The sequence below is a fragment of the Jeotgalibacillus soli genome (genome assembly GCF_000829435.1).
In the GTDB taxonomy this organism is placed as follows: Bacteria; Bacillota; Bacilli; order Bacillales; family Jeotgalibacillaceae; genus Jeotgalibacillus; species Jeotgalibacillus soli.
This window is the reverse complement of record NZ_JXRP01000020.1, coordinates 109,372-135,394: the sequence shown is the minus strand read 5'-3', so window position 1 is coordinate 135,394 and position 26,023 is coordinate 109,372. Positions and strand designations below refer to the sequence as shown.

General features: G+C 40.9%; 28 protein-coding genes and 1 pseudogene. 24 read left to right on the top strand and 5 right to left on the bottom strand.

What is annotated here, in order from left to right:
- Positions 1-55: 55 nt before the first annotated feature.
- From leuS to KP78_RS17385, 3 genes and pseudogenes are all read left to right on the top strand, one after another.
- Positions 56-2,470 (top strand): leucine--tRNA ligase, encoded by a 2,415-nt coding sequence (gene leuS, locus KP78_RS17395; protein ID WP_041090869.1) that lies wholly within the window; start codon positions 56-58, stop codon positions 2,468-2,470.
- 233 nt (positions 2,471-2,703) lie between these two features.
- Positions 2,704-3,410, top strand: a pseudogene (locus KP78_RS17390) (nucleotidyltransferase domain-containing protein).
- A 72-nt stretch (positions 3,411-3,482) separates the two neighbouring features.
- Positions 3,483-3,797 (top strand): rhodanese-like domain-containing protein, encoded by a 315-nt coding sequence (locus tag KP78_RS17385; RefSeq protein WP_041090867.1) that lies wholly within the window; start codon positions 3,483-3,485, stop codon positions 3,795-3,797.
- 160 nt (positions 3,798-3,957) lie between these two features.
- Here KP78_RS17385 and KP78_RS17380 read toward each other — a convergent pair whose 3' ends face one another.
- Positions 3,958-5,214: a BaiN/RdsA family NAD(P)/FAD-dependent oxidoreductase gene (locus KP78_RS17380; RefSeq protein ID WP_041090865.1), complete on the bottom strand. Its 1,257-nt coding sequence runs from the start codon at positions 5,212-5,214 to the stop codon at positions 3,958-3,960.
- 189 nt (positions 5,215-5,403) lie between these two features.
- Between KP78_RS17380 and KP78_RS17375 the strand changes: the two genes are divergently transcribed.
- The gene (locus tag KP78_RS17375; RefSeq protein ID WP_041090863.1) at positions 5,404-7,023 is read left to right on the top strand and encodes a putative polysaccharide biosynthesis protein; all 1,620 of its coding nucleotides are present in this window, start codon (positions 5,404-5,406) and stop codon (positions 7,021-7,023) included.
- A 98-nt stretch (positions 7,024-7,121) separates the two neighbouring features.
- A complete protein-coding gene (locus tag KP78_RS17370; RefSeq protein ID WP_041090862.1) occupies positions 7,122-7,835 on the top strand; it encodes a pseudouridine synthase in 714 nt (237 codons plus the stop codon).
- 107 nt (positions 7,836-7,942) lie between these two features.
- Here the strand turns inward: KP78_RS17370 and KP78_RS17365 are convergent, their stop codons facing one another.
- A complete protein-coding gene (locus KP78_RS17365) occupies positions 7,943-8,161 on the bottom strand; it encodes a DeoR family transcriptional regulator (protein WP_041090860.1) in 219 nt (72 codons plus the stop codon).
- A 339-nt stretch (positions 8,162-8,500) separates the two neighbouring features.
- Here KP78_RS17365 and KP78_RS19795 point away from each other — a divergent pair, with 339 nt between their 5' ends.
- The 6 genes from KP78_RS19795 (at position 8,501) to dat (ending at position 12,803) form a co-directional block, all read left to right on the top strand.
- Entirely contained in the window at positions 8,501-8,677 is a 177-nt protein-coding gene (locus KP78_RS19795; RefSeq protein WP_131272640.1) for an ATP-binding cassette domain-containing protein, read from the top strand.
- A gap of 85 nt (positions 8,678-8,762) precedes the next feature.
- Complete coding sequence (locus KP78_RS17360) at positions 8,763-9,218, top strand: AAA family ATPase (protein ID WP_157841525.1); 456 nt, start codon at positions 8,763-8,765, stop codon at positions 9,216-9,218.
- A gap of 18 nt (positions 9,219-9,236) precedes the next feature.
- The gene (locus tag KP78_RS19475; RefSeq protein WP_084220142.1) at positions 9,237-9,629 is read left to right on the top strand and encodes an ABC transporter permease; all 393 of its coding nucleotides are present in this window, start codon (positions 9,237-9,239) and stop codon (positions 9,627-9,629) included.
- 325 nt (positions 9,630-9,954) lie between these two features.
- Positions 9,955-10,362 (top strand): ABC transporter permease, encoded by a 408-nt coding sequence (locus KP78_RS17355; RefSeq protein ID WP_422723721.1) that lies wholly within the window; start codon positions 9,955-9,957, stop codon positions 10,360-10,362.
- Positions 10,363-10,478: 116 nt separating this feature from the next.
- Positions 10,479-11,894 (top strand): dipeptidase PepV, encoded by a 1,416-nt coding sequence (gene pepV / locus KP78_RS17350; protein ID WP_041090856.1) that lies wholly within the window; start codon positions 10,479-10,481, stop codon positions 11,892-11,894.
- 39 nt (positions 11,895-11,933) lie between these two features.
- The gene (gene dat, locus KP78_RS17345) at positions 11,934-12,803 is read left to right on the top strand and encodes a D-amino-acid transaminase (protein ID WP_041090854.1); all 870 of its coding nucleotides are present in this window, start codon (positions 11,934-11,936) and stop codon (positions 12,801-12,803) included.
- A gap of 47 nt (positions 12,804-12,850) precedes the next feature.
- Here dat and cysK read toward each other — a convergent pair whose 3' ends face one another.
- Positions 12,851-13,786, bottom strand: a complete 936-nt coding sequence (gene cysK, locus KP78_RS17340; protein ID WP_041090851.1) for a cysteine synthase A — start codon at positions 13,784-13,786, stop codon at positions 12,851-12,853.
- Positions 13,787-13,975: 189 nt separating this feature from the next.
- On the opposite strand from cysK, the gene thpR reads away from it, so the two are divergent.
- The 6 genes from thpR (at position 13,976) to KP78_RS17310 (ending at position 19,285) form a co-directional block, all read left to right on the top strand.
- Positions 13,976-14,527: an RNA 2',3'-cyclic phosphodiesterase gene (gene thpR, locus KP78_RS17335; protein WP_041090849.1), complete on the top strand. Its 552-nt coding sequence runs from the start codon at positions 13,976-13,978 to the stop codon at positions 14,525-14,527.
- Between the two features lie 24 nt (positions 14,528-14,551).
- Positions 14,552-15,547, top strand: a complete 996-nt coding sequence (locus tag KP78_RS17330; RefSeq protein WP_041090847.1) for an NERD domain-containing protein — start codon at positions 14,552-14,554, stop codon at positions 15,545-15,547.
- Positions 15,544-16,500: a diacylglycerol/lipid kinase family protein gene (locus KP78_RS17325; RefSeq protein ID WP_052474920.1), complete on the top strand. Its 957-nt coding sequence runs from the start codon at positions 15,544-15,546 to the stop codon at positions 16,498-16,500. Before KP78_RS17330 ends, KP78_RS17325 begins: the two co-directional genes overlap by 4 nt.
- Positions 16,501-16,608: 108 nt before the next feature.
- Entirely contained in the window at positions 16,609-17,388 is a 780-nt protein-coding gene (locus KP78_RS17320; protein WP_041090845.1) for a phosphotransferase family protein, read from the top strand.
- A 187-nt stretch (positions 17,389-17,575) separates the two neighbouring features.
- Positions 17,576-18,223 (top strand): tRNA (guanosine(46)-N7)-methyltransferase TrmB, encoded by a 648-nt coding sequence (gene trmB, locus KP78_RS17315; protein WP_041090844.1) that lies wholly within the window; start codon positions 17,576-17,578, stop codon positions 18,221-18,223.
- Positions 18,224-18,433: 210 nt separating this feature from the next.
- Positions 18,434-19,285 carry a YtnP family quorum-quenching lactonase gene (locus tag KP78_RS17310; RefSeq protein WP_041090842.1) on the top strand — a complete coding sequence of 284 codons (852 nt, stop codon included), beginning with the start codon at positions 18,434-18,436 and terminating at the stop codon, positions 19,283-19,285.
- A gap of 155 nt (positions 19,286-19,440) precedes the next feature.
- Here KP78_RS17310 and KP78_RS17305 read toward each other — a convergent pair whose 3' ends face one another.
- Complete coding sequence (locus KP78_RS17305) at positions 19,441-19,758, bottom strand: PepSY domain-containing protein (RefSeq protein WP_041090840.1); 318 nt, start codon at positions 19,756-19,758, stop codon at positions 19,441-19,443.
- A 203-nt stretch (positions 19,759-19,961) separates the two neighbouring features.
- Between KP78_RS17305 and KP78_RS17300 the strand changes: the two genes are divergently transcribed.
- The gene (locus KP78_RS17300; RefSeq protein ID WP_041090838.1) at positions 19,962-21,035 is read left to right on the top strand and encodes a M42 family metallopeptidase; all 1,074 of its coding nucleotides are present in this window, start codon (positions 19,962-19,964) and stop codon (positions 21,033-21,035) included.
- Between the two features lie 9 nt (positions 21,036-21,044).
- On the top strand, positions 21,045-21,575 hold the full coding sequence (locus tag KP78_RS17295; RefSeq protein ID WP_041090837.1) for a DUF84 family protein: 531 nt from the start codon (positions 21,045-21,047) through the stop codon (positions 21,573-21,575).
- A gap of 39 nt (positions 21,576-21,614) precedes the next feature.
- On the opposite strand, the gene KP78_RS17290 is transcribed toward KP78_RS17295, so the two are convergent.
- Positions 21,615-22,061 (bottom strand): YtoQ family protein, encoded by a 447-nt coding sequence (locus KP78_RS17290; protein ID WP_041090835.1) that lies wholly within the window; start codon positions 22,059-22,061, stop codon positions 21,615-21,617.
- 154 nt (positions 22,062-22,215) lie between these two features.
- Between KP78_RS17290 and KP78_RS17285 the strand changes: the two genes are divergently transcribed.
- The 5 genes from KP78_RS17285 to ytpR all read left to right on the top strand — a co-directional run bounded on the left by KP78_RS17285 (position 22,216) and on the right by ytpR (position 25,873).
- Complete coding sequence (locus KP78_RS17285; protein WP_041090834.1) at positions 22,216-22,737, top strand: hypothetical protein; 522 nt, start codon at positions 22,216-22,218, stop codon at positions 22,735-22,737.
- 206 nt (positions 22,738-22,943) lie between these two features.
- Complete coding sequence (locus KP78_RS17280; RefSeq protein WP_041090833.1) at positions 22,944-23,975, top strand: PTS sugar transporter subunit IIC; 1,032 nt, start codon at positions 22,944-22,946, stop codon at positions 23,973-23,975.
- A 3-nt stretch (positions 23,976-23,978) separates the two neighbouring features.
- Positions 23,979-24,296, top strand: coding sequence for a thioredoxin family protein (locus tag KP78_RS17275; RefSeq protein WP_041090831.1), 318 nt, complete (start codon positions 23,979-23,981; stop codon positions 24,294-24,296).
- Between the two features lie 158 nt (positions 24,297-24,454).
- Positions 24,455-25,252 carry a DUF1444 domain-containing protein gene (locus KP78_RS17270; protein ID WP_041090947.1) on the top strand — a complete coding sequence of 266 codons (798 nt, stop codon included), beginning with the start codon at positions 24,455-24,457 and terminating at the stop codon, positions 25,250-25,252.
- A 12-nt stretch (positions 25,253-25,264) separates the two neighbouring features.
- Entirely contained in the window at positions 25,265-25,873 is a 609-nt protein-coding gene (ytpR, locus tag KP78_RS17265; protein WP_041090829.1) for a YtpR family tRNA-binding protein, read from the top strand.
- The last annotated feature ends 150 nt before the right edge of the window (positions 25,874-26,023 follow it).

The following is a 26,023-nucleotide window of genomic DNA, read 5'->3' as shown; positions in this document are numbered from 1 at the left end:
CAGGCGGCTTGCTCAGACCCGCAGGCTTACTGAAGACAACTAAGGAGGAATTTTCATGAGCTTTGATCATCAAAAGATCGAGAAAAAATGGCAGCAGTATTGGGCTGATAATAAAACCTTCAAAACGAAAGATGAAATAGGGAAACAGAAATTTTATGCATTGGATATGTTCCCGTATCCTTCTGGAGCAGGTCTTCATGTGGGACACCCAGAAGGCTATACAGCGACGGATATATTGGCGCGTTATAAGCGTATGCAGGGCTACAATGTATTACATCCGATGGGCTGGGATGCATTCGGTTTGCCAGCAGAGCAGTATGCACTTGATACAGGAAATGACCCAGCGGAGTTTACTAAAAAGAACATCGATACGTTCCGCCGCCAAATCCAAGAGCTTGGCTTCTCCTATGACTGGGATCGCGAAATTAGCACAACGGATCCAAGCTATTATAAATGGACACAGTGGATCTTTTTGAAGCTTTATGAAAAAGGTCTGGCATATGTGGACGAAGTGGCAGTAAACTGGTGCCCGGCACTTGGCACTGTTCTAGCCAACGAGGAAGTTATCGACGGTAAGAGTGAGCGTGGAGGGCATCCGGTTGAACGCCGTCCAATGAAGCAATGGGTTTTGAAAATTACTGCATATGCTGAACGTTTAATCGATGATCTTGAGGAGCTTGACTGGCCTGAGAGCATTAAAGATATGCAGCGCAACTGGGTTGGGAAATCCGAAGGGGCAGAAATTACGTTCAAGATTGCGGATACAGATGAATCCTTTGATGTGTTCACGACTCGTCCAGATACATTATTTGGGGCAACGTACGCAGTCCTTGCACCAGAACATCCATTTGTTGACCGCATCACATCACCGGAGCAAAAAGAAGAGGTTGCTGCGTATATTGACCAAATCAAATCAAAGAGCGATCTTGAACGTACGGATCTTGCAAAGGATAAAACAGGCGTCTTTACAGGGGCTCATGCAATCAATCCAGTAAATGGTGAGAAAATGCCAATCTGGATTGCAGATTACGTATTGATGAGCTACGGAAGCGGCGCCATTATGGCTGTACCCGCTCACGATGAACGTGATTACGAATTTGCGGTTAAATTTGATTTGCCAATTATTGAAGTTGTCAAAGGCGGCGATATCACAAAAGAAGCATACACTGGAGACGGTGAGCATATTAATTCTGGATTCCTTGACGGTCTTGGAAAAGTGGATGGGATTCAAAAAGCGATTGAATGGCTTGAAGAAAAAGGGCTTGGTACGAAAAAAATCACGTATCGTCTGCGTGACTGGCTGTTTAGCCGCCAGCGTTATTGGGGTGAGCCAATTCCAATTATTCATTGGGAAGATGGCACGATGACAGGCGTTCCTGAGAGTGAGCTTCCACTAATGCTGCCAATAACTGATGAGATTAAGCCTTCAGGTACAGGAGAATCTCCACTTGCCAACATAGCAGAGTGGGTAAATGTTGTTGATCCTGCAACAGGCAAAAAGGGCCGCCGCGAAACGAATACCATGCCGCAGTGGGCAGGAAGCTGCTGGTACTATCTTCGTTTCCTAGATCCTGATAACAACGAAGCTCTAGCTTCTCAAGAAAAAATTAATCACTGGCTTCCGGTTGATATTTATATTGGCGGAGCAGAGCATGCCGTGCTACACCTTCTTTACGCACGATTCTGGCACAAGGTGCTTTATGATATTGACGTAGTTCCAACGAAAGAACCATTCCAAAAGCTATTCAACCAAGGAATGATTTTGGGTGAAAACAATGAGAAGATGAGTAAGTCAAAAGGGAATGTTGTAAATCCGGATGATATCGTTTCAAGCCATGGTGCTGATACGCTTCGCGTTTACGAAATGTTTATGGGACCTCTTGATGCATCAATCGCCTGGTCAACAAATGGTCTAGATGGTTCACGCCGTTTCCTTGATCGAATTTGGCGTCTGTTTGTAGCGGATGAAGGAAAGCTATCCGCAAGCATTCAGGATGCGCCAAATGAAGGATTGGAAAAGGTTTATCATCAAACGGTGAAAAAAGTAACAGAGGATACTGAAGGACTTCGTTTTAATACGGCTATTTCTCAAATGATGGTCTTTGTGAACGAAGCAAATAAAGCGGATGTGATCCCTGTTGAATATGCGAAGGGCTTCGTACAGCTAGTAGCTCCATTTGCACCACATATTGCAGAGGAACTATGGGAAAAGCTTGGTGAAACAGACACTATCACGTATTCACAGTGGCCGGCTTTTGATGAGTCCAAGCTAGTAGACGCTGAAGTTGAAATTGTCATTCAAGTAAACGGCAAAATGAGAGCGAAAGTTATGATCGATAAAGAAGCAACACGCGAGCAAATGGAAGAATTGGCAATGAAAGATGAATCTGTTCAGTCATCCATCGAAGGAAAAACGATACGCAAAGTAATCGCTGTTCCAGGTAAGCTTGTCAATATCGTTGCCAACTAAAGAGTGTAAAAAGAGACCTATTCAAGTTCGAATAGGTCTCTTTTGTTTAAGGCTTTGTTAAACGTGTCTGTTGATTGCGGCATACAGGCGTTCGCTTTCCAAGGGGCGGGCGGTGAGTCTCGCTTCAGCCCGTCACGTATCCGTTCCAATCAACGCTGTGCAAACATCAACAATGGACTTTAACATAGCTTTGTTTAAAAACGAACAATGACAGGGACGATGAATAAATGAGAATGTTACCTCAGGAAGTGGCGGAAAAGTTTATAGAAGAAAACTTTCTGGAATGCGATGGGGCAGCTTTTGCTGGAAATGCGGTAAGAGGAGAGGAAACGGCTACCTCTGGCCTTGATATTGTCGTGTTTGATGCAAGCATTCCATCGTCTTTTTGGGAATTTTTTTATGAAAATGGCTGGTCAATGGAGGTTTTTGCCTATAACCTTTCTTCCTGCGAAGATTTTTTCGAAAGCGACTGTGAACGAGGCATTCCTTCGATGCCTAGAATGGTTGCTGAAGGTTTGAACATTAAGGATAAAGGGATCCTTAAAACATTCAAAAAAGAGGCGAATGAACTTTTAAAAAAAGGACCTGATAAGTGGTCAGAAGAGACCATCCGTACAAAACGATATTTTATTACGGATGCATTAGATGATTTTATTGGGTGTACAAACAGAGGAGAAGAAATCTTTGCTGCCAATACGCTTGCGCAGCTTGTTTATGAATTTATTTTAAGAACAAATGAGTGTTGGACCGGTTCTTCAAAATGGGTTGTCCGTTCGTTCAATCAGTATGATACGGAGTTAGCAAATGAATTTGTAGAAGCATTTGATTTTTTTACAATAAAGGTGTGAAGACTAGCGTTGTTGAGCTCGTTGAAAGGATATTAAAACATTACGGAGGACGTTATTTCGGCGGCTTCTCACTTGGGAAAAATTTTTACTAAGCCCTTTGCTGTTAGAACTGATGAATTCTTTGTTATAATAAAAGCACCTACATAAAGGAAAGGAAGATAAAGATGAGTGAATTAAAAACGATTACACCTGAAGAAGTGAAAAATAAATTAGCACAGGGTGAAGAGCTTCATTTGATCGACGTGCGCGAAGACGAAGAAGTAGCAGAAGGTATGATTCCCCAGGCAACACATATTAAAATGGGTGAAATCCCAACGCGCCTTGATGAACTGGACGAGGATAAGGAATATATTTTAATCTGCCGCTCAAGCAAACGAAGCGAAAACGTAGGATGGTTCCTACATGATCATGGCTTCAATGTAGTTAACATGACTGGCGGAATGCTTGAATGGACAGGCGAAACACAGCCGAAGGCATAATTAAAAAGGATCCTTGGTTTAATTGAGCCAAGGATCCTTTTTATAACCTCATATTTATTTTGGAATTTGTTTTGACTCACATTCCAACTAATTGTTAATCGACCTTTTTAAAAAAGAACCACTAATTCTTATCATGCCCGTTGGTGATTCATTTCTAAGATTAAAGCAATCCCGCGTTCACTCCCGCTAGTCTCCCTGTAACAAGTGCTGAGGTGATATTATATCCTCCTGTGTAGCCATGAATATCTAATAGCTCGCCGCAGAAAAATAGACCTTTTCTCTTTTTGGACTCCATTGTTTTTGGGTCAATTTCTTTGATGGAAACCCCCCCGCCTGTAACGAAGGCTTTCTCGATTGACTGGGTTCCGTTAATGCGAAGCTCAAAAGCTTTCAAAAGCTGCGTGAGCATACGGATTTTTTCGGCCGCAATTATTCCTGCCTGCTGATCTGGGTCGATGTCGGCGCGTTCAAACAAGAAATGCAGATAGCGTTCGGGAACGAGTCCCTTCCACACATTTTTAATGGCTTTTTTCGCATCATTTTTCGCTTCACCATGTAGCTGCTGGAAAAGCGATTCCTGGTTGATAGAAGGGACAGCATCAATTCTGACCATCACTTCATTTGATTTTTGTTTTTTCATTTCTTTTACCACAAACTGGCTGCATCGAAGAATGGCAGGTCCTGACAGTCCAAAATGCGTAAACAGCATATCCATTTCATGTGTAATAATTGGTTTTCCTTTTTTGTTTAGCACACTCACAGCCGCACCTCGAAGAGCAAGTCCCTGCAGCTCGCGGTTTTTAATAAACGGTTCGTTCGACAGCAAAGGCACTTCTGTAGGGAACAGCTCGGTAACCGTGTGACCGGCCTTTTCAGCCCAAGGGTAGCCGTCTCCAGTTGAACCTGTTTGGGGAACGGATTTCCCACCGACGGCAAGCACCACGGCATTCGAAAAGATCTGCTGGCCGTCTGCAAGTTCGATGCCTTGAACATGCTCCTCACTAACCAATAATTCCGCTACTGTGACGTTTGTTCTGATCTCAACCATCAGTTCACTGAGTCTGAGCAGCAATGCATCAACAACAGACTGTGCTTTGTCAGAAACCGGAAACATTCTGCCGTGATCCTCTTCTTTTAAGGAAACGCCCAGATCTTCAAAAAATCGAATGATATCTTCATTGCTGAAAACGGAAAAAGCGCTATATAAAAAGCGGCCGTTTCCCGGGATATGCTTAATAATTTCATCAATAGGTAAACGATTGGTTACATTACACCTTCCTCCGCCAGAGATGGCAAGCTTTCTTCCAAGCTTATTTCCTTTATCAACAAGCAATACTTGTTTTTTCTGTTCACCGGCTGCAATGGCAGCCATTAATCCGGATGGTCCGCCGCCCACTACAATTACATCATATTTCATTATTTCACCAACTTAAAATGAATTCGTACTAATTAAACATCTATCTATTTTATCTCTAAGGCAAGTGATGTTCAATGATTTGTCTTGAAATAACACATGAAATCAATTGTCATTCATTGCACGGAGTAGTACACTACCAATAGTGTCTAAAAGACAGATTTCCTAGGATTGGGAAGTGAAAGAGAAGCTATGTCATCATCTACATTAGTTAGAGGAACGTTTATATTAACGCTTGGAACATTTATTTCAAAGTTTCTAGGATTGTTTTATGTGATTCCCTTTGCCGCACTATTAAGTGAGGAACCGGGGTCTATGGCTCTTTATAATTATGGATATCTTCCATATACGATATTTTTATCCATTGCTACAGCAGGTGTACCGCTTGCTGTTTCGAAGTTTATAGCAAAATATAACGCTTTAGAAGAATATGAAATCGGGCGAAGGCTGTTTCGATCCGGTTTGTGGCTTATGACATTGACAGGATTCCTGGCATTTATCGTTATGTATGCTTTTGCACCGATTTTTGCAGGAATGGTCATCGCGTCAGATGAACAGAAGGTTACTGTTGAACAAGTTACAACGATTATTCGGGCAGTCAGCTTTGCGCTGATCGTTATTCCATTTATGAGTATTATTCGGGGGTTTTTCCAGGGACACCAATCAATGGGACCAACGGCGGTTTCAAATGTGGTTGAGCAAATTGTCCGTATCGCTTTTCTTCTTGTTGGTGTTTATGTTGTACTTTTTATTATGAATGGATCCGTAACGACGGCCATTGCTGTTGCAACCTTTGCCGCCTTCGTTGGCGGGGTGGCGAGTTTACTTCTGCTTTTATGGTACTATTTCAAGCGAAAACCTCATTTAGACAAAATGCTTGAGAAAAGCCGAGGGAACATACAAATTTCAATTAAAGACATGTATAAAGAAATTGTACTATACTCGATTCCTTTTGTTTTAGTCGGAGTATCCAATCCCCTTTTTCAGTTAATTGATACAGTGACCTTTAATAGAGCGATGGTATCGATTGGATTAGCAGCTGTATCTGATGCTCAGCTGGAGATCTTAGGTTTTACTACTCATAAACTCGTTATTATACCTGTATCACTTGCTACAGCATTTGCCATGACGTTAATCCCTGTCATTACAAATACTTTTTCAAAAGGAAATTGGAATGCTCTTAATAGCCAGCTTGATCAGACATTTCAAATTTTGCTTTTCCTTACGATGCCGGCTGCAATCGGTCTGTCTTTATTGGCAGAGCCGGCATACACCGTTTTTTATGGTCATAGTGAGCTTGGAACAGAGGTGCTCCGAACGTATTCGCCAGTTGCTATATTATTTGCTCTTTATACAGTGACAGCCGCCATGCTGCAGGGAATTAACGAACAGCGCTGGAGTATATTAAGCCTTTTAGTCGGTCTTTTAGTGAAGCTGTCGATTAATATCCCGCTTATCACCGCATTTGAGGTGCAAGGCGCAGTAATAGCGACATCTGTTGGTTATGTCACGGCAATAGTAATCAATTTGCTTGTCATCCGCCATTTTGCGGCTTATAAGTATAGAGTGGTTGTAAAACGCACCATGCTGATGATTATTTTTAATGTTATTATGGCCGTGCCGGTATTGCTTCTATACTGGCTGTTAACATTATTCCTCGATTCAGCTACCCGCTTGTCATCCTTCATTATTCTTGTAGTATGCGGCGGTATTGGTGCATTTGTATACTTTGTATTAAGTTTAAAAACGAGACTTGCGGATAAGCTATTTGGAGATCGGATTACGCGATTAAGAAAACGATTCACATCGTAATAACAAATAGAGCTAAGCCGGTTGAAAAACCGGCTTTTGTTTATATATAGATCTAATAGAAGGCTGCTGAAGATTAGTAGCCTTAAGGAGGTACGTTCATGCGACTTGATAAACTTTTAGCGAATATGGGATATGGCAGCCGAAAGGAAATGAAAAAACTGTTGAGGTCTGGTGCCGTTACGGTTAATGGCTCGACAGTTAAGGATGGGAAAACGCAAGTGGTCCCTGAGAATGAGGATGTTTTTGTGCTTGGCGAAAAGGTAGAGTACAGGGATTTTATTTATTTACTGATGAATAAGCCACAGGGGATTATTTCGGCAACGGAGGATCGGCTGCTAGAAACGGTAATTGATTTATTGGCGCCTGATTATCAAGTATTCAAGCCTTTTCCAGTCGGACGGTTGGATAAAGATACAGAAGGGCTACTGGTGTTAACAAATGATGGCCAGCTTGCGCATGAGCTTTTGTCTCCAAAGAAGCATGTACCAAAAACGTATTTTGCGCGAATTTCTGGGGTCGTTACCGACGAAGATCGGGCTGCGTTTAAAAAAGGTGTAACACTTGATGACGGTTATGAAACAAAGCCTGGAGAGTTAGTGATCTTGTCTTCTGATGAAATATCTGAAATTGAATTGACCATCACAGAAGGCAAGTTTCATCAGGTGAAGCGTATGTTTGAGGCAGTAGGGAAAGAAGTGACCTATTTGAAGCGAATTTCCATGGGCTCACTTTTGTTGGATCCAGCTCTTTCTCTTGGCGAATATAGAGAGCTGACTGAAGAAGAGCTTGCCGCATTAACGAAAGCTCAATAAGACAAAAAGCGAGAAGCATACGATGTTCATATGCTTCTCGCTTTTTACGTTATTTTGGCAAAAAGGATCCCGCCTAATTGAGAAAAGGCGGGATCAAACGCTTAATATTATGATATTTTCACTTTTTTTTGTGTCGTCGTCCATTTGCCGCGACTTGGACTGATGACCAGGTCGTTATAGGCTAACACATTCAAATCTCTTTGAATGGTGCGAGGTGTGATGCCAAACTCATCAACCAAATCCTTCGTTGTTACTGTCCCGTTTTCTTTAATGAACATGTAAACAGATTTGATACGAGTAAGCATTCGGTTCGTTGTTGGTTTCAAAAAACCACTCCCTCATCTTTTTTCCATGGGCAAAGACTACGGTGGACTTGTATGTTGAGTATCGCTCAACGACCTTTACATTTGGTTGCCTCACGACATCTCCTTTACATAAAGTTCGACAAATAGATTGTCTGACAATTACATTGTACAATTATTTTAACTGTTTTTCTAGGAAAACGACACATTTAACGAATAATTAACAAATATAAGCATGGATAAAAGTGAAGGTGGATCAAACACTTAGCTAACATCGTATATAAGTTAGTTATTTAACCTATTTTTATCAAAATAAAAATTTTATAGAATCTTTTTTGTAAAATGAACTAAATAAATGAAGAAATGAATGGTGCAGGAGGAGGTTTTTTACTTACAGTCGATATAAATCACACAGGAAATGAAACGGACCAACCGATTATTCACCAAAATACATTTTTTGTTGGTTCAGGAGAATTGGTTGCCATGATTGGATCAAATGGAGCGGGGGAAAGTACAACGATCAAAGCTATAATGAACTAGCCCCCTTTCTATAGAAGGATCAGCTTTCATTCAGGATGGAATCCGTTATTCATTTTTACCGGAGCGGCCAACATTTTATGCTGATTTGACGCTTTGGGAGCATATACAGTTTGTAGCAGCAATTGAAGAGCTAAGAGAAACCGAATGGGAGCCGCTTGTTTCTGTATGGTTAAATAAGGTGCGATTAACCCAGGTTATTCATGATTTACTTAACTCGTTTTCGAAAGGGATGCAGCAAAAATCCATAATCCTTTTTGCACTGATGTCGCGTCCACAGCTTTGGATTATTGATGAACCGTTTATGGGATTGGATCCCTCTGCCACACAGCTTCTTCTTGGCTGCTTGAAGGATCAGCGAAAACGAGGAGCTGGTATATTAATGATTACACATATACTGGACACCACGCAGCGAATCGCGGATCGTTTTATTGTTATGAATAACGGTACCTTGTATGTAAAAGGTACACTTCAAGAAGTGATGAACAAATGCAATGTTGAAGATGGTACGTCTTATGGCTGTATTCCAGAGGAGGATCGATAGGTGGGATGATCCCTTTTCATTACACGGCTTAAGAAAGATTGGTCCTATCAGATTGGGGTTTGGAAGAGTGTTCTCGATTGGACTACCTTTGTTTATTTGTTAATATCGGCACTCATTTTTTTAGGTTTAATTAACCGGTCGTTGTGGTTGAATTCATCGCCATTGTTTGACCGCATTTCGTGGCTTGTTTCGATGGCGGTCATACTCATTTTATCTTCTATTGGAAAATGGCGTACATATTTATTCGAGGCTGATCGGATTTTTTTAGTAAGGCGACCTGAATGGCTAAAAAGCATTCCTTCCTTTAGCTTACTTTACAATACGGCAGCTTCCATTCTTTATTTCATCTTCATCATGGTTTTATTCTTACCTTATGCAATTAGAACAGCTAGTGCTTCGATTGGACAATGAATCGCATTAGGGATTGTTTTTGCGGTAGTCCATAGCGGTTTCAAACTGATGTATTATTGGCTGACTATTCGCTAGAGCGGTTTTCAATTAGGAACCATGGCTGCTGCTACCCTCCTTGTGCATGCAATGATATGGATCGCTGTTTTTGGGGGTTTAGCTTATGTCTGGTGGCTGGTGTTCATTATTGCTTTTTGATGTTGGAGCATATTCATTTTGGTTTTTAAAAGAACATTGACAAATCCGGTCTGGCTTCCTTACCATGCATTAAAGGAAGCAGAGTGGAAAGTTTAATGGATCCGCTTAATATTTTCCATGTCAAAAGAAATTGAGACGCCTTTTCAAACAACAACGAATAAAAGATCAAGGCTTTTCAAGAAATCCAAAAAAATTTTTTCGTTTACATATTCCTTATGCAGGGAATATGGAATTGTTTATTAAATCTCATTTGCGAAACAAAACCTATTTCTATCAGTATCTGCGTCTATTAAGCTTTAGTATTGCTGTGGGGATTCTGGTACCGGCGACTTGGCTGATGATTCTCATAGCTGCAGTGCTATGTATTGCATGCATGTCGCTGCACGATCGAATGTGGCGGCTACTTGTTGAAAAGCACTCAATTGGTGTAAAGTATGCTCAATCAACCGGCTATATTCATGCGAAAAAGTGGACGATCGGTTTCATGCTTTTCCCCGTTGTCTCCATCCATCTTATTTTTATCTTCTTAGCTGGATAAAACAGATGAAAAACAGGCTGCTTTTCGTACAAATGAATCATTTATATATTAAAGGAGTGCCTGTACATTTATAATCGATTATAATGGGAGCATTACATAGAAGGAGTGTGGCGCCTGTGCCCATTCAATGGAATGAGGAAGTAAAAAAACACCAGGAACAACTACTGGATAAACTAATGGAGCTGCTGCGAATTCCAAGCGTATTGGATGAAGAAAAAGCTACAGAAGAGGCCCCTCTCGGTGAAGCAGTAAAAGATGCTTTGCAGTTTATGCTTGATCTAGGAGAAAAGGACGGATTCATTGCAAAAAACGTAGATAATTTAGCCGGCCATCTTGAAATGGGTCAAGGAGAAGAGATATTGGGAATTTTGTGTCATGTGGATGTAGTTCCCGCTGGTGACGGCTGGTCTGTTCCTCCTTTTGAAGGGGTTATTAAAGACAATCGTATTTATGCAAGAGGAGCCATTGATGATAAAGGACCAACTATGGCGGCCTTTTTTGCCATGAAGATTGTAAAAGAAATGGGGCATCCATTCCATAAACGTGTCCGAATGATTGTGGGGACAGATGAGGAGAGCAAGTGGCGCTGTGTAGATCGTTATTTTGAGCAGGAAGAAATGCCATCAATCGGCTTTGCTCCAGATGCAGACTTTCCGGTCATTCATGCAGAGAAAGGAATTATTGATTTTGATCTGCAGTTGAAAAAGGAAACGATTGATGAGGTAGCACCCAAAATGGAGCTTCGTTCATTTGTTTCGGGTCAGCGGTATAACATGGTTCCAGATCATGCAGAAGCTGTTTTGATCGCTCATCAGGATCAAACCTACTTATTGCAGGAGTATGATGAATTTTTAACCACACATCAATTAACGGGAGACTACTTCATTGATGGCGGTAATTTAACGCTGCAGCTAACCGGAAAATCAGCACATGCAATGGAGCCGGATGATGGTGTAAATGCCGGCCTTGCGTTACTATCTTTTTTAACTAATTTTGAGTTCGATGCAAAAGGTAAGGTGTTTAGCCAGTTTGCAGTAAAGTATCTCTACCAGGATTCCCGTGCTAATGCGCTTGAATTAGCAGGATGGGATGAAATTAGCGGAGATTTAACGATGAATGTTGGGAAAATTCGTTATAATGATGAAGAATCCTATTTCGGGTTGAATGTACGCTATCCAGTGACATATGACATGGCGCAAAGACTTGAAAAGCTGGAATCGTTGATGGCTTCTAATGGTTTTTCAATTGCGAATGTAGACAATTCTGAGCCGCACCATGTGGATGGTGACGATCCATTTGTCCAAACATTGCTGCGTGTATACGAAGAACAGACAAACAGTAAGGGTGAGTTGCTCGCGATTGGTGGAGGAACCTATGCGAGGTCTTTAACAAAGGGAGTAGCATTTGGCGCTTTAATGCCGGGACGTGTTGATGTCGCTCACCAAAAAGATGAGTACATGGAAATTGAAGATTTGATTAGAGCAACAGCCATTTATGCCCAGACCATTTATGAAATTGCCTGTAAAAAATAATTATTGCCTGTAAGGGTCGAATGAAAAGGGGAGACAACGATGAATAAAGTACTTGTAAATGATCAATTGATGGAACGTCAGGAAGCAAAAGTTGATATTGAAGATAGAGGCTACCAGTTTGGTGACGGTATATATGAAGTTATTCGAATATACAGCGGCAGCATGTTCACAGGGAAAGAGCATATTGACCGTTTGTTCGAATCTGCAAAAAAAATTCATCTTGAATTGCCTTTTTCAGAAGAGATTTTAACAAAAAAGCTGCAGGAGCTTATGGAAGTAAATCAGCTTCAGACAGGAATTATTTATCTTCAGGTGACAAGAGGAGCTTCTCCAAGACAGCATCATTTTCCTGATAATGATGTGAAAGCTGTGTTTACAGCTTATACAAAAGAAGTACCTCGTCCTGAAAAACAAATGACAGAAGGTGTAACTGCCATTGTAGCTGATGATATCCGCTGGCTTCGCTGTGATATTAAAAGCTTAAACCTGCTGGGGAATCTTCTTGCTAAGCAAGAGGCGATGTCAAAAGGAAGCTATGAAGCCGTACTTCACAGAGATAGTACGGTGACAGAAGGATCATCATCAAACATTTTTATTATTAAGAATGATGAACTTCGTACACATCCAGCTACAAATTTAATTCTTAATGGAATTACAAGACGCGAGATCTTGCGTCTTTGCAGCGACATTGGATTGTCTTATAAAGAGGAAGCATTTACGCTTGATGAGATGTACAAGGCAGATGAAGTATTTATGGCAAGCACAACAGCAGAGGTTATGCCGCTCGTACAGGTTGGAGATACAGTAGTTGGGGACCGGACACCTGGAAAATGGACAAAGGAATTGCAGAAAGCTTTTCTTGGCGCTATTCAGCAGCAGTGCGGTGAGCTTATTAAAACGAACGTATAACCAAAAAGTTGGCTCCTTATGACGAGAAGGAGCCAACTTTTATCTATTTAATCCTCGTAACGAAAAAGGTCACTGGATAAATAACGTTCCCCAGTGTCACAAACAATAAAAATAACAATTTGATCGGATGGTAAACGCTCGGCAACCTTCAGAGCTGCATATCCGGCTGCTCCAGAAGACGGACCTACTAAAATTCCTTCTTCTCTTGCCATACGGCGAGTGATATTGTATGCATCCTCATCTTCAATTTTATGAATTTCATCATATACATCTTGGTTTAGTATAGAAGGGATAAAGCCGGGACTTGTACCAACTAGCTTATGCTTTCCAGGCTTCCCACCAGATAATACCGGTGACCCTGCAGGCTCTACAACATGTACTTCAACGTCAGGATATTTTTCTTTTAGTACCTCACCCGTACCTGTTATGGTTCCGCCAGTTCCAGCTGTAGCAACAAAAGCACCGAGCTTTTGTCCAATCTGCTCAACTGCATCGATAATTTCAACAGCTGTGGAATAGCGATGGGCATCAGGGTTTGCAGCATTTTCAAACTGCATGGGCACAAAACTGTTAGGAATGTTTGCTGCAAGCTCCTTCGCCTTTTCAATCGACCCGGGCATTTTATCATCACCTGGTGTTAACACGACCTCTGCTCCATATGCCTTCAAAATATTAATACGCTCTGCCGTCATTGTATCTGGCATAACGATAATGGAACGATACCCGCGTGCTGCTGCATTCATAGCAATCCCTATGCCAGTATTCCCGCTTGTCGGCTCAATAATTGTTGCCCCTGGCTTTAACAGCCCAGCCCTCTCCGCTTCGATGATCATGTTATAGGCAGCACGGTCTTTTACACTTTTGCTTGGATTGAAATATTCAAGCTTTGCATACACCGTAGCACCATTTTCCGGCTGTAGGTGATTTAGTTTTACAAGCGGTGTATCTCCTATTAATTCGGATACATTATTTACTACCTTCATTTTGCTCATCCTTTCTACTTACCCCTGGCTGAAATTATGAATAAAAATAAATGGTCATCTATCATTCATCTCATTATTTTACCTGTAATGGCGTTTTCATTCAATGATCATTGCTTATATGAAAATAGGATGCCTTCTTCTTGGGGAGGGGGTATAATATGAAGAAATAGTAAACTGGAGGAGAATGCGGTGAAAACACCACATTACTTTATTGCCCTTGAGCTACCTGACATGATGAAAGAGGCGATAAACGGCATCATTGAAGACTGGCAGCAATTTATGACTTTTAAACAATGGACGCATCAGGACGATTTACATATTACACTTGCTTTTTTAGGTGAAGTGAAAAATACTGCTTTTATTCGGTATGACAAGCTGCTTAAGGAAATGGCTGCAATGTATTTTCAATTTAATCTTTCACTTGATCATAGCGGGTATTTTGGAAAAAAAGAGTCGCCTCGTATTCTTTGGATTGGCCCGGAATTAAATGGCTCATTAAATCGTATACAAAAAAGTGTACAGCAAGCTGTAGCGAAACTAGGAGGAAAAGTCGATCCTCGTCCTTTTACACCCCATGTTACGTTGGCCAAGAGGTGGCAAGGAAAAGATGAGTTTGTTTTACCAGAAATTTCGGCATCTCATTACTTTAAAGCAACCCATATAACCCTATATAAAATACATATGGACAGGCTTTCAAAATACGAAGCTGTTTATCGATGGCCATTGACAGCCATAGAATAAAAGCAGGAGGAGGGGGTTAACCCAGTGGCACAGCTTATTAAGCTTCAGGACTACGTATCACGCTATGAGAAAGACATGGTACGTTATCCATCTCAATTTGTTAGACTTAAGAAACAACAATGGGAGAAAATCAAAAAACAGTGGGACGAAGGCTCCGTTTTCATGAACACGGATGAAGTTCAACATTTTAAAGAGGAAATTGAAGGGAAAGAAGGTCTTTTTACCCGCTTTCGAAAAATTTTGACACGTGACCATGCAAGAGAGGAGCAGGAAGTTGACTTTGAGGGAGATCAGGAAATGTCTCTAGAAGAGCCGCAATTTGACTTTGAACCTCAGGTGTATTACCGTCCAGAAACATTAGATGAACTTAAGCATATGTATCTCGATCAGCTTTATCAATTTCAATTGAAATGGGCTAGTTCGACATTAACAGAAAAATCCTACGTTGACTCGAAATTTTTACGGGAAGAGACGCTGCGCTACCTATTGCAGCGATTTCCAGATACGTATCTTGTCCTGTATGAACCGATCGTAAAGCTAAAAAAAGCGCCGATCGAATTGGAAATCCTGCTGCTAACACCTACACATATTTGGTGCCTGATGTTTCTTGAGGAATCTGATCAGGCTGCCTATATCGGCTCTATGGACCGCTTTTGGACGGTAAAGTCAGGAGAACAGGAAAAGCGTATTCTTAATCCTTCTATTTCGCTCGATCGAATGGAAAGTATTTTAAAGCAAATATTTCAACAGGATGAAGTAGATTTTCCTATTAAAAAAGCATTAATTTCACGTGATGGATATATTGATTTTCCAGACTATCCTTACGGTCTTACTTTACTTGATCGAAAGTCATACCCTGAATGGTTTATGCAGCAGCGTTCATCAAGATCACCCTTAAAGCATATGCAAATTAAAGCTGCGAAAGCGATCTTGTCTCGTACACAAACAACGTCTGTAAGTCAGATGCAATGGAACATGAAAGACGATGATCAAGCAGTGCTTCAGGAGCCTCTTGAATGAAGAAAATCCTGGTGATTAACCCAAAAGCGAAGAACGGAAAAGCCCTTCAATATTTTCATTCTATCGAATCGATTTGCAAAAAAGAAGGAATTGAGACATGGATTACGGAGTCTCCGGGGGATGCTTCTGAGAAAATACGTGCGTGGTGTGAACAGAATCCGGAGGAAAAAGTGCTATTTATCGGTATGGGTGGAGACGGCACTATGCATGAAATCATCAATGGTGTAGTGGCGGCGGAAGGTGAAAATGTGATGGTAGCCTGCATACCGGCGGGCTCAGGAAATGATTTTGCTCGTGCGTTTCCATCATTTCAACTCACGGCTCGTTCCATTAAGGACCTTTCTTTATTAAATGGAAAATCGGAAAGCTTTGATGCAGCACATTATCAAAGTGAAAATAATACTGGATGGTTTGTAAACAATCTTGGGATCGGGTTTGACGCGCTGGTTGCTTTTTCATCTAATCGCTCACTTTTAAAGAAATGGCTTAACCTAGTAGGGGCTGGTAAATTGATTTATGTTTTTTACTTGCTCAGGCACCTTTTTACCTACCGTCCAACTATGCTGGAAATTGAAGTGGATGGGATAATGGAACAATACTCAAATGTATGGTTTATTTCTGTATCGAATCAGCCCTATTACGGGGGAGGAATGAAAATTTCACCAAAAGCAATCCCACAGGATGGTCTGCTCGATCTAACGATTGTTCATAATCTATCTAGGTGGAAATTGTTAGCGGTTTTTTTGAGCGTTTTTAAAGGTTCTCATTTAAAATACAAAGAAGTAGCGATAAAAAGAGGGCGCGTTTTACAGGTTAAATCGGATGAATTCGTACGTGTTCATGCAGATGGAGAAGATGCTGGGGAACTAGCACACCAGCAAATCATTCATATTACCGTCCACCAGCACAAGTGGAAATTGTTTCTTCCAAAAATGAAGGGTCTTGACGAATAACCCTGATAGACGATAAAATCCATATAGGATAGCTATTGCTGATCAAAGCGTAGATAGCTATCTTTTTATTTATTACTAGTAGACTGATAACATAGAAGGTGAATGGACTTGGAACACTTATTTGATCAGGACTGGGAGATCATGTCCGCCGGTGGCGCCACGGGTGAAGCGTTTTTTGCTCGGTACCATGAACAAAAGCTGTTCTTAAAACGTAATTCCTCTCCGTTTATTGCTGTGCTTTCAGCAGAAGGAATAGTTCCTAGACTGAAATGGACAAAGCGATTAGAAAATGGAGATGTCATCACAGCACAGCACTGGTTAAACGGCCGGGAGCTTAAAGCAACTGAGATGATAAGTGTACGTGTAGCAAAGCTGTTAAATAAAATTCATAGCTCCAAACCCCTCACCTCCATGCTGCAACGATTAGGGAAAGAACCCTACGAAGCGGCTCTTATGTTAACGGAAGTGGAGACCATATTGGATACAGATCTGATACTTCTAAAGCCAGTGCGGGATGCGATTACGTTTTTGCAGGAGCATATAGATGAAATTGAAACCGAAGATTATGCTGTATGCCACGGTGATGTTAATCATAACAATTGGCTCTTATCGGATCAGGACGAACTGTTTTTAATAGACTGGGATGGTGCCATGCTGGCTGATCCTGCCGTCGATATTGGTATGCTTTTATATTGGTATATACCTGAGGCTGACTGGGAAGAGTGGATGGGGCAATATGGACAATCATTAACGGATGAGTTCCGTCTGCGTATGAAGTGGTACGTGGTTTGTCAGGCACTTATTATGCTGCAATGGCATAAGGATAAAAGCCGTCTGCATGAAGTGACGAAATGGATGAACTTTTTACAACGATGCTTTCAAACATAGACCAAAAAAAATATAGATAAGTAATAGCCTGATGGATTTTCTCGTGTTATTTCAGGAGAAAAGCATACAGGCTTTTTTTGTTGAAGAGGTTCTTAGAAATACTGAATAGAGAACATGTTAGGGTTTTCAATGAATAATCCCTGCTGATAAAATGACTAGAATAATAGATAATGAGGTGTACAACTAGATGAGAACGAGAAATAAACCGTGGGCAAAGGAAAAAATGATGGAATATCCGCAATATTTTGTCCACGATCCGGAATTAAAAAAAGGTAAGTGGCATGAGGTTTTTGGTAATGATCATCCCATCCATATTGAGGTGGGGACGGGAAAAGGCCGTTTTGTAACTGGGATGGCACAGGAAAATCCTACCATCAACTATATTGGCATCGAGTTATCAGAAAGTGTTATTGTCATGGCACTTGATCGATTAATTGACGCTGATCTTCCTAACGTTAAGCTGCTTAATATTAACGCAGCAGATCTAGCTAATTTTTTTGAAAAAGGCGATGTCAGCCGAGTTTATCTTAATTTCTCTGATCCATGGCCCAAAAATCGTCATGAAAAACGTCGATTAACCTTTTCAATGTTTCTTGATTTGTATAAGGGCTTGTTAATGGATGAGGGTGAAATACACTTTAAAACAGATAACCAGGGCTTATTTGAATATTCGCTGCAAAGCTTTTCAGCCTATGGATTGCTGTTAACCTATGTTAGTCTTGATCTTCATAAAAGTGACTTTGAAGGAAACATCATGACAGAGTATGAAGAGAAGTTTTCAAGAAAAGGACAGCGTATTTATCGATGCGAAGTTCGATATCCAGCAAATTCATGAGTAAAATGCAGGTTTAACTTACGTAATTTTCTTTACGAGTATTTCGAAAGTAAGAGGTCTTTTATCTTGCGTAAGGGATCATTTATTGAAATTTTAACAACAAGATTGGTATTATTTTCAGCAGGAAGTAAATGTGCTTTCTGCTTTTTTTTTGTATGAGCTAGTATGATAAAATGAAAGCGGATTCATTTAAAGGAGGAATAATATTGTATGGATACATTAACGTTTGGTGAGATGAAGCTAACGTGGCTCGATGGGGGCATTACAAATTTGGATGGGGGCGGTATGTTTGGTGTCGTTCCAAGACCACTCTGGTCCAAAAAATATCCACATAATGAAGCGAATCAAATCGAGCTTCCAACAGAACCGATATTGCTGCAGGTGAAAAATCACAATATTTTAATTGAATCAGGAATAGGCTTTGGCAAGCTGTCAGATAAAAAGAAAAAAAATTATGGTGTAACCCGCGAGTCGAATATTGAACATTCTTTAGCTGAACTGGATCTCAAAAAAGAGGATATTAATCTTATCTTAATGACACATCTTCACTTTGATCATGCGTGTGGATTAACTGAAGTACGTGAAGGTCAGCTCGTTTCTTCGTTTCCTAACGCAAAAATTCATGTGTCAGCCATTGAATGGGCTGAGATGAAAGAGCCGAATATTCGTTCAAGAAATACATATTGGGAAGAGAACTGGCAGCCAATTCAGGATCAAATCATCACTTTTGATGAGGAAATTGAGATATTTCCGACCCTTCACATGGTTCACACTGGCGGACATAGTGATGGACACTCCATCATTATCATGGAGCAGGGAGAAGAGCGACTTATTCATATGGGAGATTTAATGCCAACGCATGCTCACCAAAACTCTCTTTGGGTGCTTGCTTATGATGACTATCCAATGACGTCGATCACTGCAAAAGAGAAATGGATAAAGGAAGGAATTGAAAACGGCTGGTGGTTTACTTTCTATCATGATTCATATTACCGTGCACTTAAATGGGATAAGACAGGTAACTCAATTCATCATGTTGTGGAAAGAACTCCTTTTATATAAAAGCAATGTTAAAGTCCATTGTTGATGTTTGCTCAGCGTTGATTGTAGCGGAAAGCGAGCGTCTGGGTGCAGCAATCAACAGACACGTTTAATAAACCCTTTATAATAGAAAAGGTTGATTCTTACAATGACAACTGTAAGAATCAACCTAATCATTATGATGTAGTCTTGTAGACATCCATAACGGTTCCAGTTTTTGCATCAGCAATAAATTCAAACTGCTCAAGCTCGTTTCCTTTATGACGGGAGATGCCTCCACGGTAGACCTGATTTTTAACAGCATGAATTTCGTATTCTTCTGGTTTCATTTGAATCCATGATCCGTCAATAGCCCCATGCTGTTTAAATGCATTTTTCACATCTTTCAATACTTTATCCGCTGAGACAGAGACTGCACGTGTTGTACTTTGACTGATAGCGATTCCGGCAGCCAGTCCAATCGCCGCGCCAATCGTAATGTCCTTCCAATTCATTCCCTATCACCTCCGAATGACTCAAACTATTTTCAGTATACAGAAAGATCCAATTTTTATCATCTATCTTTTTTTCGAGCTCCTGTTATTGGTGGTAAGTGGAATGAAAGTTCTGTAAAATATAGAAAGGTTGAGAGCGATTTTACAAAAAATTTACATACAAATGAAATTGATGGTTTAACGAAAGAAAGGAGAATATTAAGATGAACCAGGAAACACTTACTTTATTTAAAACATTAACAGAGCTCCCTGGAGCACCTGGCAATGAGCATGCGGTTCGAAAATTCATGAAAAATGAGCTTCAAAAATATTCAGATGAGATTATTCAAGATGGATTAGGGAGTATTTTTGGCTTGAAAAAGGGTCCGCAGGATGGTCCAGTTGTCATGGCTGCAGGTCATATGGACGAAGTAGGGTTCATGGTTACGGGCATCACTGAAAACGGCATGCTGCGCTTTCAAACGCTTGGCGGCTGGTGGAGCCAGGTGCTTCTTGCCCAGCGCGTTGAAATTATCACAGAAAAGGGATCAGTGATGGGTGTGATTGGCTCGATTCCTCCGCATTTGCTTAGTGAAGAAAAACGAGCAAAGCCGATGGATATTAAAAATATGCTCATTGATATTGGGGCAGATGATCGAAGCGACGCTGTATCAATCGGCATTAAGCCTGGGCAGCAGGTGGTTCCGATCTGTCCATTTACACCAATGGCGAATGAAAAGAAAATTCTTGCAAAGGCATGGGACAATCGTTATGGCTGCGGTTTATCCATTGAGCTGTTAAAGGAGCTGCAGGGAGAAACGTTAGGCAATACATTATATAGCGGGGCGACCGTACAGGAAGAAGTGGGCCTAAGAGGAGCACAGACGGCAGCAAATCTTATAAAACCAGATATTTTCTTTGCGATGGATGCAAGTCCCGCAAATGACATGTCCGGTGACAAAAATGAATTTGGCCAGCTTGGACAGGGTACCCTTCTTCGAATTCTGGACCGAAGCATGGTAACGCACCGCGGAATGAGAGAATTTATACTGGATACAGCTGAATCAAACAACATTCCTTACCAATATTTTGTTTCACAAGGCGGTACGGATGCCGGCCGTGTTCATATGTCCAATGAAGGGGTTCCTAGTGCAGTGGTGGGCATTTGCTCACGCTATATTCATACACACGCATCCATGATTCATATTGAAGACTATGCAGCGGCGAAAGAACTGCTTGTGAAGCTGGTAAAAGCAAGCGACCGTTCTACGGTTGAATCTATTCGTCAGCAATCATAAGGTGAGAAAATGGATCATGTAGTTCATATTGCTGTTGGGACCCATAATAAAGCAAAGATTCAAGCAGTGAAGGAAGCTTTTTCTGCTTCTCCTGAGTATTCAGTTCATATTGAGGGCATGAGTGTTGCTTCTGGAGTAGCGGAACAGCCTTTTTCTGATGAAGAGACCATAAGCGGCGCTATTCATCGTGCGAGAGCAGCAAAGGATGCTTTACAAGCGTCTATAGGCATTGGTCTTGAGGGAGGAGTGACGGATACTTCTGCTGGCTTGTTTATCTGCAATTGGGGAGCGCTTCTTGATAGAAATGATGAACCCTTTGTGGCGGGCGGCGCGCGTATTTTATTGCCGCAAGCCATTGCAGATCGTCTGCGTAATGGAGAAGAGCTCGGTCCGGTGATGGATGACGTTCGTCAGCGGCAAAATATACGCCATCATGAAGGAGCGGTTGGGATCTTTACAAATGGTCGAATTAACCGTATTCAAATGTTTACTCATGTTGTCCAGTTGTTAATTGGACAATGGGAATTTCGGAACAAATAAAAGAATCGGCACCTTCAATTGTTGCGGTGCCGATTCTTTTTATTCCTCTTCAAAAATATAGGATATTACTTGGAGTGCTTGTTCAGTTGTTTCGACTGTTACGTTTGCTTTTCTAGAGAGTTCTTTTAAAGCATGGTGCAGCTTTTCAGGTCGAACAAGAATGAGCGGCTTATTCAGTGTGATGGCTGTGCTTGCATCCATTGCCGTATTCCATTGTTTGTATTTTTCTCCAAAAAGTGCGATAACTACATCAGACTTTTGCATCAGCACCTGTGTACGCAAATTATTCATTGCAGAAGCTGCATCGTCTTTAAATATAGTATTGGGCTGATTTCCGAGAATTTCTTCTCCAATGTTATCAGAGCGTTCGTGGTTTTCCATGGGCCCTACAAAGTTCAAATGAAAGGGCAGGGAATTAGCCTGTTCTTTTATTGTTTGCCGCCAATTACTGTGAATTTCACCTGCTAAATAAATGATTAGCTCCATTATAATACCTCCTTTAAAAAGTTTAATTATTGGTAGTATAGCACTTAGTAGAGTCAAACTTAAAAAACCACGTCTATTAAAAGGGTTGTCAAATTGATGGATGTACAGGTATCATGAAATCTGAACGTTCTTTCATAATTTAGGGGGAAGTATCATGAAGAAAGCAAGTCTTTTTCCAGTGTTTCTACTATTGTGTACATTCTTGTTTGCATGCAGTACGACAATCGAAGATGAAAAAGAGAAAACATTGGAAGAGGTTGAACAGCTATTTACTGATGAACCGAAGCGAACAAATGAAGATACTGAAGCATTATCGCTGCGATTGCCTTTTGGTGTATCCATGGTGGAAGAATCAGATCACAATATCATTCTTGAAAAAAGCAATGCTACGTTTGTGCTGTTTCACCATTTCAATGAACAAGCAGGAAATGATGTAATTTATACGATGACAGTGAATCATGTAGATGATCCATGGCTTATTAATGAAACGTTTGAAGAGGATGACCGTTTCGGCTATGTACTCGTTCGTCAAATGGATGAAGAGCATTATGAGCTAGTGACAGGAATCAATCATGCGAAAATAACAACCATCTCGGATCTTGATTCATTATCCAGTAATGCAAAATGGATGATGGAAACGGTTAGCTCTGTAAAATGGGAAGATACAACAGAATAATTTCTAAATAAAAAGCTATGTTAAAATTTTCGCACAGCGTTGATTGTAGCGGGTGTGCGAGACTCCTGCGTGCTGCAATCAACAGACCTGTTTAACGAAGCTAAATAAAAAAAGTTTTCAAACTATGAAAACTTTTTTTTATTGTTTACTTTTTTGTCACCTGTCTTTACGCTAGTAATATTGACTGCGATGAGGAGGATCATTCGATGAATTGGCTTAAAAAAAAAGGAATTGCACCGTCTCTAAAATCTTATTTCATTGACGCACTCAGTTTTATGGCTTTAGGACTTTTTGGCTCTTTAATTATTGGTTTGATTATTAAAACACTTGGGGAGCAAATTGAAATTTTCTTTTCAATTAATATGGGGTTTTTTATTGAAATGGGAACTTTATCAATGAGTTTAATGGGTCCGGCAATTGGTGTCGCAATTGCATATGGATTGAAGGCACCGCCGCTTGTATTATTTGCGGCAGCTGTAACAGGGGCGGCCGGAGCAGCTCTTGGCGGTCCTGCTGGAGCTTATATCGCAGCTCTTATTTCAACAGAGATCGGAAAAATGGTTAGTCAATCTACAAGGGTGGATATTATCATCACACCGTTTGTGACAATTGCTGCAGGCTACGGTGTTGCAGCATTCATTGGACCATATATGGCAGAATTTATGACCATGTTTGGCAGCTGGATTGGCTGGGCGACAGAACAGCAACCGGTTGTGATGGGGATGCTCGTTGCCGCGCTTATGGGGCTGGCTTTGACAGCACCCATTTCCAGTCTGGCGATTGCGTTAATGCTCGATTTAAACGGTGTCGCTGCAGGTGCCGCAACCATTGGATGCAGTGCTCAAATGGTTGGCTTTGCCGTGGCGAGCTACCGCGAAAATAAATTTGGCGGGCTGATCGCTCAAGGGATTGGCACGTCCATGCTGCAGGTTCCCAACATATTACGAAATCCGCTTATCTTAATCCCGCCTACGTTAGCCGGTATGTTATTAGCTCCAATTGGTACAACGATCTGGGCAATGGAAAATAATGCTGCTGGAGCAGGAATGGGGACGAGTGGATTAGTTGGTCAAATTATGACCTTTCAAACGATGGGATTCACAATGGATGTTTTAATTAAGATGGCCGTGTTGCATTTCATTGGACCGGCAGTCATTACACTGTTACTATCTTCTTATATGAGAAAAATAGGCTTGATTAAAAATGGCCAAATGCTTATTCATACAGGAGGAAAGTAAATCATGAAAAACCTTGAATCAGTCGAACAGTTTCATTCATTTAAAAATGAAGGTAACTATGTTTTTATGTTCTCTGCAGGCTGGTGTCCAGATTGCCGTGTAATCGAACCATTTATGCCGGAAGTTGAAAAAAAATTTTCCAACTATACATTTATTCATGTGGACCGTGATGAATTTTTAGATCTTTGCATTGAACTGAATGTATTTGGTATCCCAAGCTTTTTGGCCTACCATAGCGGTGAAGAGGCCGGTCGATTTGTCAGCAAGGATCGTAAAACGCAAGAGGAAATTGAAGCGTTTATGACTAAACTGCCAGCCTAATTTCTTCTATTTAAAATAATCATTTATGGGGAATAGCAATGACCTGGCCGAGGGGAAAAGGTTAACCTTTAGGACCAGGTCATTTTCATGTACAATAGAGTCGGAGATATTTCAGGACACTCCTGGTCAGGAGGAAAAAAATGAGTAAAAAAATGAATATGGATTCGATAAAAATGAAGCGATTATTAGAGGAGAGGCTAAGCGCTCCTAATCGCAAAATCAGCTATGATAAGAAAAAAGATCAGCTTCGTTTTGAAAATAGTGACACGGGCAAAGGGATAGAGGTATCAGTCCCAAGCATCATCGGCAAGTGGAGTAATAAGAAGGATGAAGCAATTGATGAAGTTGTGTATTATGTAGAGGAAGCTCTTTCGGTTATGGGGACAGAGACAGTGGTTGAAGCCCCTGAGAAGCAAGTATTTCCTGTTATTCGTTCGACATCCTTTCCTTCAGAAGCACAAGAAGGCATACCATTTATTTTTGATGACCACACGGCGGAAACAAGAATTTATTACGCTGTTGACCTTGGTACAACCTATCGCCTTATTGATACTGCTTTTCTTGAAAAACAAAAGTGGACAAAGGTCCAGGTTAAAGAGATGGCCTTATTTAATGTACGCTCACTCTCTACGAGGGTAAAAGCGGATGAAGTTGCCGGAAACGTCTTTTATTTCTTAAATTCAAACGATGGCTACGATGCAAGCCGCATCTTAAACGAATCATTTTTACAGGAAATAAATGCGAAAGTCGAAGGGGAAATGACGATAGCAGTTCCTCATCAGGATGTATTAATTATTGGGGATATCCGCAATGAAACAGGCTATGATATTTTAGCCCAAATGGCCATGGAGTTCTTTGCGAATGGTAAAGTCCCGATCACGGCACTATCGTTTATTTATGAAGATGGAGAGCTTGAACCTGTCTTTATCCTTGGTAAAAATAAAAGAAGAGAATAAGGAGAATAAAGAATGAACGTATTTTACAACCGTCAAGGCGTAGGTGATACGCTGTTAATTACACTTCAGGGTGTCAGCTTTGAACAGCGCACGTTTGAAAGAAAAGGTGATGTGGCAAAAATTATCAACAGTGAAACACGCGAAGCAGCGGGATATAACCTATTTAATGCATCAAATTATCTTGATCTTAGTGAAAATGGTGTTGTTAGCATGGATGAAGATCGTTTGACAAAAATCAATGAAGCGCTGCATCAAAATGGATTTGATGATGTCATTAACGCTGATTTTTCACCTAAATTTGTAGTGGGCTATGTCAAGTCAATGGAGAAGCATCCAAATGCGGACAAACTGAATGTATGTCAGGTTGATGTTGGACAAGAAATAGTACAAATTGTTTGTGGTGCGCCGAATATTGCTGCGGATCAAAAGGTGGTTGTGGCGAAGGTAGGTGCGGTGATGCCAAGCGGTCTGCTTATAAAAGATGCAGAACTAAGAGGCGTTGCATCCAGCGGAATGATCTGTTCGGCAAGAGAACTTGCGCTGCCAAATGCGCCGCAAGAAAAAGGAATTTTAATACTTGAGGATTCTTTTGAAGCAGGGGATGCATTTCCTCTTTCATAAAAGGTTTATTATGATAGGTTGCTCCGTTTATTTCTTATTAAAAATGGGAAATAAGAGGGGCAGTCTTTTTTTATGGGTGAATTCATTCCCTGGACCATATAACCATTTCACGGTTTTTACTCGATATTACATAAAAAACTGATAAAATGA

Coding starts and splice junctions, on each gene's coding strand:
- leuS (WP_041090869.1), top strand. CDS start 56: ATGAGCTTTGATCATCAAAAGATCGAGAAAAAATGGCAGCAGTATTGG.
- KP78_RS17385 (WP_041090867.1), top strand. CDS start 3,483: ATGAGTGAATTAAAAACGATTACACCTGAAGAAGTGAAAAATAAATTA.
- KP78_RS17380 (WP_041090865.1), bottom strand. CDS start 5,214: ATGAAATATGATGTAATTGTAGTGGGCGGCGGACCATCCGGATTAATG.
- KP78_RS17375 (WP_041090863.1), top strand. CDS start 5,404: ATGTCATCATCTACATTAGTTAGAGGAACGTTTATATTAACGCTTGGA.
- KP78_RS17370 (WP_041090862.1), top strand. CDS start 7,122: ATGCGACTTGATAAACTTTTAGCGAATATGGGATATGGCAGCCGAAAG.
- KP78_RS19795 (WP_131272640.1), top strand. CDS start 8,501: ATGAATGGTGCAGGAGGAGGTTTTTTACTTACAGTCGATATAAATCAC.
- dat (WP_041090854.1), top strand. CDS start 11,934: ATGAATAAAGTACTTGTAAATGATCAATTGATGGAACGTCAGGAAGCA.
- cysK (WP_041090851.1), bottom strand. CDS start 13,786: ATGAAGGTAGTAAATAATGTATCCGAATTAATAGGAGATACACCGCTT.
- KP78_RS17325 (WP_052474920.1), top strand. CDS start 15,544: ATGAAGAAAATCCTGGTGATTAACCCAAAAGCGAAGAACGGAAAAGCC.
- trmB (WP_041090844.1), top strand. CDS start 17,576: ATGAGAACGAGAAATAAACCGTGGGCAAAGGAAAAAATGATGGAATAT.
- KP78_RS17310 (WP_041090842.1), top strand. CDS start 18,434: ATGGATACATTAACGTTTGGTGAGATGAAGCTAACGTGGCTCGATGGG.
- KP78_RS17305 (WP_041090840.1), bottom strand. CDS start 19,758: ATGAATTGGAAGGACATTACGATTGGCGCGGCGATTGGACTGGCTGCC.
- KP78_RS17300 (WP_041090838.1), top strand. CDS start 19,962: ATGAACCAGGAAACACTTACTTTATTTAAAACATTAACAGAGCTCCCT.
- KP78_RS17295 (WP_041090837.1), top strand. CDS start 21,045: ATGGATCATGTAGTTCATATTGCTGTTGGGACCCATAATAAAGCAAAG.
- KP78_RS17290 (WP_041090835.1), bottom strand. CDS start 22,061: ATGGAGCTAATCATTTATTTAGCAGGTGAAATTCACAGTAATTGGCGG.
- KP78_RS17285 (WP_041090834.1), top strand. CDS start 22,216: ATGAAGAAAGCAAGTCTTTTTCCAGTGTTTCTACTATTGTGTACATTC.
- KP78_RS17280 (WP_041090833.1), top strand. CDS start 22,944: ATGAATTGGCTTAAAAAAAAAGGAATTGCACCGTCTCTAAAATCTTAT.
- KP78_RS17275 (WP_041090831.1), top strand. CDS start 23,979: ATGAAAAACCTTGAATCAGTCGAACAGTTTCATTCATTTAAAAATGAA.
- KP78_RS17270 (WP_041090947.1), top strand. CDS start 24,455: ATGGATTCGATAAAAATGAAGCGATTATTAGAGGAGAGGCTAAGCGCT.
- ytpR (WP_041090829.1), top strand. CDS start 25,265: ATGAACGTATTTTACAACCGTCAAGGCGTAGGTGATACGCTGTTAATT.